The sequence below is a fragment of the Candidatus Chlorohelix sp. genome, assembly GCF_037138995.1.
GTDB lineage: Bacteria > Chloroflexota > Chloroflexia > Chloroheliales > Chloroheliaceae > Chlorohelix.
Window position 1 is genome coordinate 1 of sequence record NZ_JBAXHI010000071.1, and the last position, 9,548, is coordinate 9,548.

The 9,548-nt window shown below is 47.0% G+C and carries 7 protein-coding genes and 1 pseudogene; 3 read left to right on the forward strand and 5 right to left on the reverse strand.

The window, feature by feature from the left end; all coding sequences use genetic code 11:
• A pseudogene (locus WCK19_RS17635) lies at window positions 1-540 on the reverse strand (hypothetical protein); the annotation flags it as partial.
• 236 nt (window positions 541-776) lie between these two features.
• Between WCK19_RS17635 and WCK19_RS17640 the strand changes: the two are divergent.
• Window positions 777-908 carry a hypothetical protein gene (locus tag WCK19_RS17640; RefSeq protein WP_342398718.1) on the forward strand — a complete coding sequence of 44 codons (132 nt, stop codon included), beginning with the start codon at window positions 777-779 and terminating at the stop codon, window positions 906-908.
• A 15-nt stretch (window positions 909-923) separates the two neighbouring features.
• On the opposite strand, the gene WCK19_RS17645 is transcribed toward WCK19_RS17640, so the two are convergent.
• Window positions 924-2,030: a cystathionine gamma-lyase gene (locus tag WCK19_RS17645; protein WP_342398719.1), complete on the reverse strand. Its 1,107-nt coding sequence runs from the start codon at window positions 2,028-2,030 to the stop codon at window positions 924-926.
• Window positions 2,031-2,347: 317 nt separating this feature from the next.
• On the opposite strand from WCK19_RS17645, the gene WCK19_RS17650 reads away from it, so the two are divergent.
• Both WCK19_RS17650 and WCK19_RS17655 read left to right on the forward strand, forming a co-directional pair.
• Window positions 2,348-2,710, forward strand: coding sequence for a hypothetical protein (locus tag WCK19_RS17650; RefSeq protein WP_342398720.1), 363 nt, complete (start codon window positions 2,348-2,350; stop codon window positions 2,708-2,710).
• Window positions 2,711-2,890: 180 nt separating this feature from the next.
• The gene (locus tag WCK19_RS17655) at window positions 2,891-3,277 is read left to right on the forward strand and encodes a hypothetical protein (RefSeq protein WP_342398721.1); all 387 of its coding nucleotides are present in this window, start codon (window positions 2,891-2,893) and stop codon (window positions 3,275-3,277) included.
• 165 nt (window positions 3,278-3,442) lie between these two features.
• Here the strand turns inward: WCK19_RS17655 and WCK19_RS17660 are convergent, their stop codons facing one another.
• The 3 genes from WCK19_RS17660 to WCK19_RS17670 form a co-directional block, all read right to left on the reverse strand.
• On the reverse strand, window positions 3,443-7,033 hold the full coding sequence (locus tag WCK19_RS17660; protein WP_342398722.1) for a PAS domain S-box protein: 3,591 nt from the start codon (window positions 7,031-7,033) through the stop codon (window positions 3,443-3,445).
• Between the two features lie 169 nt (window positions 7,034-7,202).
• Complete coding sequence (locus WCK19_RS17665; protein ID WP_342398723.1) at window positions 7,203-8,036, reverse strand: response regulator transcription factor; 834 nt, start codon at window positions 8,034-8,036, stop codon at window positions 7,203-7,205.
• A 232-nt stretch (window positions 8,037-8,268) separates the two neighbouring features.
• On the reverse strand, window positions 8,269-9,099 hold the full coding sequence (locus tag WCK19_RS17670; protein ID WP_342398724.1) for a response regulator transcription factor: 831 nt from the start codon (window positions 9,097-9,099) through the stop codon (window positions 8,269-8,271).
• Window positions 9,100-9,548 lie beyond the last annotated feature (449 nt).

Consider the following 9,548-nt stretch of genomic DNA (forward strand, 5'->3'; position numbering starts at 1 on the left):
GTTATTTGTGCCGGTGGTAAAATCGCCGCCCTGCCCGTACACCCGCGTAGCGGTGGTGGAGCCTGCCGAATAGTACAGCACCCGGTTGTTGTCCCTATCAGCCACATAGAGACCGCCGTCCGAAGCTAACGCTATACCGCGGGGACCGTACAGGCTGATGGCGGTTCGTGTTCCTTTGTTATTTGTGCCGGTGGTAAAATCGCCGCCCTGCCCGTACACCCGCGTAGCGGTGAAATCAGGGATACCGTTGGTGGCTGGGTAGTACAGCACCCGGTTGTTGGCGTTATCCGCGATGTAGATGCCGCCGTCCGCCGCTACCGCTACTCCGTAGGAACCATTCAGGCTGGTGGCGCTGGGGGGGGTTGGCGCATTGTTGGTGTTAAAAACCCCGCCCTGCCCCCACACCTTATCGGCGGTGACATCGGGAGGGGTATAAGCGGTGGCGCCTACCGCGCCAAACAGACCTATCAGCAGGGCGATTACCGCTAAACCCGCGATTATAGCTTTCTTCTTTCCTGCTGTTACTTTAAGTGTTTGCAAAAAAGCTTCTCCTGACTTTGTAATTTTTTACAGGTAACGATTTCGGATGGGCTAAATGTTAGCCTTTCAGAAAGGGTGTGTTATTGATATGGGAGTTTAGGATGGCACAAGTAATAAAAAACACGATAATTTAGGGAATTTTTAAGCAACCTTATAATATTTTATCAAAGGAAAGCATAGGTTGTCTATTGGATTTTGGAGAGTTTTATTAAAATAATATTGTGGGGTAAAATATCATGGGATTTGTAGGAGCAACCTCCGTGTTGCGACAAGAACCGCCCCTACGGGTTAATTCTCATGGAATGGGCGAGAGGGCTTCAATCCAAAATCGGCAATCCAAAATCCAAAATGGAATGCGCCCTCTATAACATTGGGGATATGTATTAAATGAGAGTCGCCAACGATTGCTCCAAATCTGCCAACAAATCGCGGATGTCCTCGCAACCTGCGCTAAAGCGGATGAAACCTTCTGAGATAATATCACCGCTCCAACGCGCCCGCCGTTCCGCGCTGGTATGTAAACCGCCAAAACTGGTAGCTTCATAAACTAGCCTACAATTTGCCAAAAACTTTTCGGCTAACTCCCGCCCCCCCAACGTAAAACTCAACACCGGACCATAATAACGCATCTGACGAACGGCGATAGCGTGGGCGGGGTCTTCGGGTAAACCGGGATAACGCACCTCCAACACTTCGGGGCGACGCGAGAGAAATTGCGCGATTGCCAACGCATTGGCGCATTGGCGCTCCAACCGCAACGCCAACGTACCAAGCGAACGATGCGCCATCCACACCTCCATCGGACCCGGAATTGCGCCCTGTTGAGTACGCCACGCCCGCACCTTGCCAAGCAAAGCCGAATCCTTTGCCGCCACATAGCCCATAATCAAATCGCTATGCCCGGTAAGAGCTTTAGTCGCGCTGGCAACCGAGAAATCCGCGCCCAATTCGAGCGGCTTCTGCCCCAACACGGTAGGCGTGGTATTATCCACCGCCACCAACACCCCCTGTTTATGCGCCGCTTCTGCTAACAGGCGAATATCGCACACCTCCAAGTTCGGATTGCTAGGCGATTCAAGCCAAAGCAATTTTGCCCCTTCCAAATGGGCAAGTTGTGCATTGCCGCGTGTGGGCGCAAGCTGCACCCGTACGCCCATTTCCGCCAAATAGCCCTGCGCTATCACCCGCGAAGTATAGTAAGAGTCGGAGGGCAATACCAGCGTATCGCCCGGACGCAACAACGTACCAAAGATTGAGGCTATCGCCGCCATCCCCGAAGGAAAAACCACCGCCTCGCCCCCTTCCAGTTCTGATAAAGCCTTCTCGAACTGATTCCATGTGGGATTATTAAAACGGGCGTAGGTATAGGGTACGGCGGAGGGGTCGCCTGACGCATGAAAAGCGGAGGCAAAAACGGGTCCCTGCAAAAACGCCTCGCCCTGCACTGCTTCCGGCACACCTGCGCGGGTCACTTTAGTTGCATCATACATAAATATCATCTCTTTCCATTTTGGATTGCCGATTGCTGATTTTGGATTGGGGTCTCTCTCTATCTCTCTAATCCCTACATCACAGCAGATGCGGGATATGTCCCTACCGCCTCCCTGCCAATTAAAAACCTTCTCACCAACGAACGCCAACCTCCGAATTGTAACAAGGGGTTTAGCCCCTTGTCTGAACCCTTGCCACCAATCCCCCCGAATTTACCCACCCTTCTATTATAAACCATTGAAATCAACCTAGAAAAGTAATATAACAGATATAAGCAAAAAAGATGAGAGCAACAAAAACACAGGGGAGGTAATACATGGATAGCGTGCCGCACATATTTACTGAACTGGAAATGCACAAAGTCGCCCTGTCCAAACTGGAAAATGCTGCCGGCGCGTATGGCTACCTACAAGTCCCCCAAACGCTGGTAATGCAAATGGAACAAGAGTTGCTGGCGATTGCCCAACTCGAACGCGAACTAATACTGCGCGGTCATCTGCAAATGCCAGACGACATCAAGATAACCCCGCTTAACCAACGCCCTCTCACCGAGCCTGCGCCAACCCCAACCCCTGCGCCCAATTCGCGGGAGGTATCGCCCAAATTCCTCATCTTTGTGGTCATCTTGCTGATATTGCTAATCGCTTTCTTGCTGGCATTGCTGTTCTTGCCACATTAAGAACGTTTTTTGGACAAAGGCTATACATCTTAACGCCCCCTTTTCAAATATCACTGAACTGCTGCTAACATAACCTTAAACTGTAGTCTGTAGTCAATGCTACTATTTGTTTACCTAAATTTTAACCTGAGTCAGCTATAATTAATTCTGTCGAAGTAGTTTAGTAAGGAGGCGACTCACATGAAACGGTTGCGTAAAATTGCCGGGATGTGCGGAATAGCCGGAGCGCTACTAGTATTTTCCGCGTATCCGCTCTACATTGGAATACGCGAAACCAACCCGTTGATGGGATTCGCCGCTGAAATCTTTTTCGGAGTACCAGTAATAATAATAGTGGCTGCGATACTGCTAGAGTTTAGAGCCGCCAAAACAGAAGGAATCGCATTATTACTGGTAGCAATACCGAGCCTGTTGTTTCAGTGTGCGTTCTTGTCACAGGTTTCGGACGGTTGGAGCTTACCTATCGTGCCAGTAATAATATCGCTGGTAGGCGTGCTGTTGCTGCTAGGCGGTAGCGCTTTGGCTTTCACGGCACAGCGTCAATTAAACCGCTGCACCTATAGTTGATGAGGTGGGGAAAGGGCGCATTCCATTTTGGATTGAAGCCCTCTCGCCCATTCCATGAGAATTAACCCGTAGGGGCGATTCTTGTCGCAACACGGAGGTTGCTCCTACCAATCCCCAGAATTTGCGCCACCGAACGGGCGTATCTTGTGGGAGGTTGCTCTTGCCCTAAATAGGAATCCAGAAGCGGCAAGTAGTACCCTTGTTTATTTCGCTCTCGATTTCAATATCGCCACCGTGTGTAAGCAAACTCATCTTAACGATGGGCAAGCCTAGCCCCGTTCCCTGAATTTCACCAACATTATCAGCCCGATAGAACATATCGTACAGATGGAGCATGTTTTCAGGCGGAATACCGATGCCCTCATCGGTGATGGTACCAATCGCTTGAGTAGCGGTATATTCTAGCTTGACCCGGATGACGCTATTTGACGAGGAATACTTGACGGCATTGTTCAGCAAGTTTAAAACAACCGGGCGCAACAGCTTTGTATCGGCGAAAACTTGGCGAGGAGCGGGCGCAATCTCAAGCTCGAAATGGTGTTGCGTACCTGCCCCAAATCGAACTTCTTCCACCAACCCGCTACAATAAAGGCTTAAATCTAACGGAGCGGGTTTGAACCCCACCATGCCGGCTTCCGCTCGGTTCAGGAACAGCATCTCATCCAACAAGCCTGTAATATTTTTGACGGATGAAACGATGCGAGAATAAAGCTCTGCAACCCGCTCTGGGGTAAAACGCTCCCGATAGCCCTCCAACAATTGCGCCGAAGAAAGAATAACGGTAAGAGGGGTACGAAATTCATGCGATGCCATCGAGACAAAGCGGGTTTTTAACTCTGTCAACTCGCGTTGCTTTTCGATGCTACCCCGGAGTTCTTGCTCTAAGGTTTTATGGCGGGTAATATCCCTAAAGGAAACTAATATACTCTTATTCCCGTCCAGCATAATAGCTTGCGCCCGCGCTTCCGCCGTAACAAGCGTACCATTTCGCAGGATTAATTCAAATTCAAACGGGTAAGAAAGAACAACCACAGCAACCGATTGCATAAGCTCTAGAAACTGCTCGAACAAATCGGACGAAATTGGCTTGAAAGTTGCCACCTTTCTACCGATTAGCTCCTCACGCGAATAGCCGGTGAATTCTTCGACTGCACGGTTCAGGCTAATAATTGTCCCCTCGTTATCCAGCAATATAACGCTATCCGGCGAAAACTCAAACAGGGTTTTGAAGCGTGCCTGATTAATCAATTCTTGCTGAGCTAGTTTTAAGGCGGTTAAATCGGTTGTCACCGAAAGGAAAGTTTCAATCTCACCGTTAGCGTTAAATTCGGGAATCAGGCTAGTTTGGAAATAAGCCTTTTGATTAGATTTAGATATAAATCCCTCTAATTCGGTTATTTGCATGGTTTTGGTTTCTTCTACCAATTGCGACAATTTCTGTAGAACAGACCAGATTGATTGCCCCATTCCCATTTCAGCGCCAGTTTTCCCCAACATTTCCTGCCTAGGGTGATGGCTAAACCACAACACGGTGGGATTGCCATACACCATCCGCAATTGGCGATCCATCCGCATGATAAGGTCGGGCGAGTTTTCCACCAACGCCCTGAATTGTTCTTCTTTATCGCGTAGGGCTTTTTCCGCTTGCTTACGTTCGGTAATATCAATGCTGAAACTTAAAGCGCACGATTGCCCGCCAATTTCGACCAACTCAAAAGAGCTTAGCGTATCAATAGCTTCCCTATTCTTCTTATACAATTTCATTTCAATATCTTGTAAATACCCCTTTATACGCAAATCAGCCATAATATTTTTGCTGTCTTGCGGAATATCCCAAAGTTGCAACTCCCGGAAATCCTTCCCTATAACATCTTCCGCCTTATATCCGGTTAATTCCAGCCATTTATCGTTTACGTCAAGGTAGCGACCATCTAGCATACTACCCAAAGTAATGGCTGCCGGGTTGGAGCGAAAGAGCTTGAAAAATTTCTGCTCCGACTCTCGTACCGCTTCTTCGGCAAGTTTGCGCTCGGTAATATCCTTGATACTGCCGTATATCCGAATAACCTGCGTATGCGTCTCATCCCATTCAGCATAGCGGCGGCTGAATACCCAGCGTATTTCCCCGCTTTTGGTAACTATCCGATAGTCATTGCCGAATACTTCACTCAAATTCGGGTTAACCGCGTTATTTAAGGCTCTTTCCCGGTCATCAGGATGGATTATAGAGATAAAATTATTTTGCGGTATCTCATCCGCGCTATACCCGGTCAAGCGATAGAACGGTTGCTCCGTTATCCATTCCACGAAGACAGTCCCATCCGGCTGTATCAAATAAGAATAGGCATAATCGCTGATAATCTCGGTTACTTTGCGATAACGCTCCTCGCTAACGCGCAAAGCCTCTTTAGCATGCTCGCGTTCGGTAAGGTCTATTGCCACGCCGCCCACCAGCGTTTGCCCGAAATAATCAGGAAGGAGGAACTTATAGGAAACCACGTAGCCAAACGTGCCATCGAGGCGCGGGAAAGATTCTAGCGCTTCCACATTCTGCCCAGTTTCGGCGACCTGACGAATCGTAGCGATAAAGCTATCGGCGTAATCTTTTGGATAAAGCTCATACGCGCTCTTGCCGATAGCTTTTGCACCATCAATTCCGGTAACGCGCCCGTAGGTTGGGCTGAGATAAACAATATTTCCAGCAACATCGGTAATCCAGCTTAAAGCGGGGCTATTATCCATAAAGGTTTGGAAACGCGCTTCGCTCTGTAGCAAGGCTTCTTCGGAGCGTTTACGCTCGGTGATATTAATTGCCTGCATAACAAAGCACGCCTCGCCCCCCAATTCAATGCGCTCTGCCGAAAGCAACACGACAGTTCTTTCATGGGCTTTATTATAAAACTCAAGCTCAAATCCATTGAGACTGTCTTTATTGTAAATAGTTTCTATAAATTTATCAGCCTGCTGCAAGTTTGGATATATTTTCTCTTTAGGGGGAAGCGACTGATAATCGGCGATTTCTTCCCGGCTATAGCCTATAAGCTTGAACAAACTATCGTTGGCTTCCAGCATTTTAAAGTTAGAAGCTCTATAAATAGCCATTGGGGTGGGGCTGGAATAGAAGATTTTAGAGAAGCGCTCGTTGCTCTTTTCCAATTCCATGATAACATCGGCGCGTTTTTCCTGAAATTTACGCTTTACCAGTGCATTGGTTAACTCTTTAACCGTATCTTCAAGTTTGGCAATACGTATTTGCGCCAAACTTTCCAACTTAACCTCATGGTTTTGGGGCAATTCCAGCTTTTCATTCGCAAGCCGCCGGATAAGCGCTGCCGAAAGGTTATGCCAGCATACGATTCCCGCCAGCGTTCCTTGCGTATCGGTAACTACAAGTTGCGCCAATTGATGCGTTTTTAGCAAGCGGTAAACTTCGAGTAGCGGCGTATCCGGCAGCACAGTAACAGGCAAAGCGGACATGACGTTTTCGGCGCGTAAGCTTGCAAGCTCTTGTTGTGCCGCCATAACGCGCAAAATATCCCGCGCCATAATAAGCCCAAGCGGGATTCGCGCTGTTTCGCCGACAATCACCACCGAATCAACCGCATGGCAATCCATCAATTCAATTATTTCCAGCAACGGGGTTTGGAGGAAAGCAGTAAACGCGCCGGTAGCCATCACCTCTCCTGCCACAAGCAAGGGGTTATGCTCTAAGATTTGCACAATAAAACCATTGGCGCGTAAAATCGGGTCAGTCATCCGCCGTACCTCTTAGAACGAAGGGTTAGAACTATAATTAGTTTAGACTTATATATAATTTCAATTATAACCAATAAATGCTTTTATAGTAATATGAATTTTGAGGAATTATAGGGAATCCGAGTAAATAGTACCAAATTAGGAGGAAGCAACCTGTGAAAAGCAACTACTAATCTTCCGCAACCCGGAAGCGATAGCCAAACCCGCGTTCAGTAAGAATATAGCGGGGGTACGTAGGGTTTGGTTCTATTTTCTGGCGCAATTGGCTGATGCAAACATGCAGATATTGGGTATCATTCTCGAATCTATCGCCCCACACATTACCCAAAATGTCTTTATGAGAAACTATCTTGCCGTTGTTTTCAATCAAATAGCGCAATAACTTGAATTGACGCGGTGAAAGCCTTATTTCGCGCCCATCTACCATAACGGCTCTAAGCCCAAAATCAAGGGAAAACTTTTTGGAAACAACCACCACAGTGGGCGGTGAAGCCGGCAGTTCAACCGAAAGCTCTTGCTCAACTTCAGCATCAAGCGGGAGTTCATCAGGCTGCAACGAGGAAATAAGCTGTCTGATAGACTTGGCAGTAGTAATCAGTTCGGACGAGACCGACATAAGAATCGAAGCTTTCAGGGCAGCCTGCCGTAACAAGCGAATCTTAACGGCTGCCAGCAAAGCGTCTTGCGAAAAGGGCTTGGTGATATAATCCTCTGCGCCAAGTTGCATACCATATCGTATATTTTGGCGTGAGCTTTTCGCGCTCAAGAAAATAAACGGGATGCCAACGGTGGCAGGGTCTTTGCGAAGCGCCTCCAACACCTGATAACCGTTAACGTGGGGCATCATAATGTCCGAAATTATCAGGTCAGGCAAATGTTGTTTGGCAAGATTAATACCATCTGCGCCGTCTTGCGCCGAAATAAACTCATAGCCTACCGTTTCCAGCAAGTACACAAGGTTAGTTACTATGTCATACTCATCGTCAATCACCAATATTTTCATTGCAATCCCTATTCAAGTACAATGAGTTGCACAACCCAAGGGGTCGCAAAGGCTATCTTAGTTATAACTGCAAATGTTTACCGATAGAATAGAATTATAACAACTTAATCTAAAGATAACATAAATATATGAGCGATTAAGCTAAATATTTCCTATTAGTTTCGATAAAACTGCAATTATAGTACGTATTTTAGCAGCAAATTAGCAAAATAGCGCTTAAAGTAAATTAATATTAGGCGGTGACGGTTGGTTCAGCAAAGCGATAGCCAAACCCGCGTTCAGTAAGAATATAGCGTGGGTTAGCGGGGTCTGGCTCTATTTTCTGGCGCAATTGGTTGATATATACATGTAGGTATTGGGTTTCTTTTTCGTGCTTATGTCCCCACACATTCCGCAATATATCTTTGTGGGCGACAACTTTATCGGCATTCTGAACTAGATAGCGCAATAGCTCAAGCTGTTTGGGAAGAAGTTTAACTTTATGCCCATCCACCAAGGCAGTTTTTTCTTCAAAATCAATTTCAAAGTTGCCGCAAATAATTTTGGAGTGGTCAAGCGCTGTAGGCTCACCGAAACTAACGCCATGCGGCAGCGTTTGAGACATCTCCTGAAGGGTGATTAGGTTTTTAATAGAGCTTGCCGCAGAAAATAACTCGTTTGAAATCGGGGTCAGGATAGAAGCTCTCAGGGTAGCGTGCCTTTGCAAACGCGCCGCAACCGCCCCCAACAGTTCCTCCCGGTTAAAGGGCTTGCAAATGTAATCATCCGCGCCGAGTTGCATGCCTTCTCGCATATTTTCGGGGGTACTTTTCGCGCTCAAGAAAATAAACTGGATGCCAACGGTGGCAGGGTCTTTGCGAAGCGCCTCCAACGCCTGATAACCGTTAACGCCGGGCATCATAATGTCCGAAATTATCAGGTCAGGCAAATGTTGTTTGGCAAGATTAATACCCGCTGCGCCGTCTTGCGCCGAAATAACCTCATAGCCTTCTGCTTCCAGCAAGTACACAAGGTTAATTAAGATGCTATACTCATCTTCCATTACCAATATTTTTTTAGTCATAATACTTCTTACCAGCCCATTTTACTAAAGCAACTTACAAGGTTGCCCTGTACACATTAAGATATTTTTATTCGCAAATAGGCGCATAATTCCTACTCTATGACGAATAGATAAAGGTAAGAGTCTAAAAAACGCGCTTTTTATAGCGACAAAGCCCTAATTATAAAAGATTGATTGTATGAGCCTTTGAGTAAAGCCAAGTTACAGAGGTATTCACAACTTAAAGAGCCTTGTTTTTGCAACGCCGAAGTAGGTTTTTTGCTTGCATTAAACATTGTTAATAATATTACAGGGCTATGCTAATGTCAACATAGCAAAAAAGAAGGGCGACTCCAGCGTCGCCCCTACGGGTTAAAACAAAAATTAAACTACCGTCAGAATGTTCACTTGGGTGAACTCCGAGCGGTTGCCGTAGCCTACGATGGCGTAATCGCCAGACAATCCGGCGG

Excerpts from the sequence above, each read along its gene's own strand:
- WCK19_RS17650 (WP_342398720.1), top strand. The coding sequence starts at position 2,348 with ATGGATAGCGTGCCGCACATATTTACTGAACTGGAAATGCACAAAGTC.
- WCK19_RS17645 (WP_342398719.1), bottom strand. The coding sequence starts at position 2,030 with ATGTATGATGCAACTAAAGTGACCCGCGCAGGTGTGCCGGAAGCAGTG.
- WCK19_RS17640 (WP_342398718.1), top strand. The coding sequence starts at position 777 with ATGGGATTTGTAGGAGCAACCTCCGTGTTGCGACAAGAACCGCCCCTA.
- WCK19_RS17665 (WP_342398723.1), bottom strand. The coding sequence starts at position 8,036 with ATGAAAATATTGGTGATTGACGATGAGTATGACATAGTAACTAACCTT.
- WCK19_RS17670 (WP_342398724.1), bottom strand. The coding sequence starts at position 9,099 with ATGACTAAAAAAATATTGGTAATGGAAGATGAGTATAGCATCTTAATT.
- WCK19_RS17660 (WP_342398722.1), bottom strand. The coding sequence starts at position 7,033 with ATGACTGACCCGATTTTACGCGCCAATGGTTTTATTGTGCAAATCTTA.
- WCK19_RS17655 (WP_342398721.1), top strand. The coding sequence starts at position 2,891 with ATGAAACGGTTGCGTAAAATTGCCGGGATGTGCGGAATAGCCGGAGCG.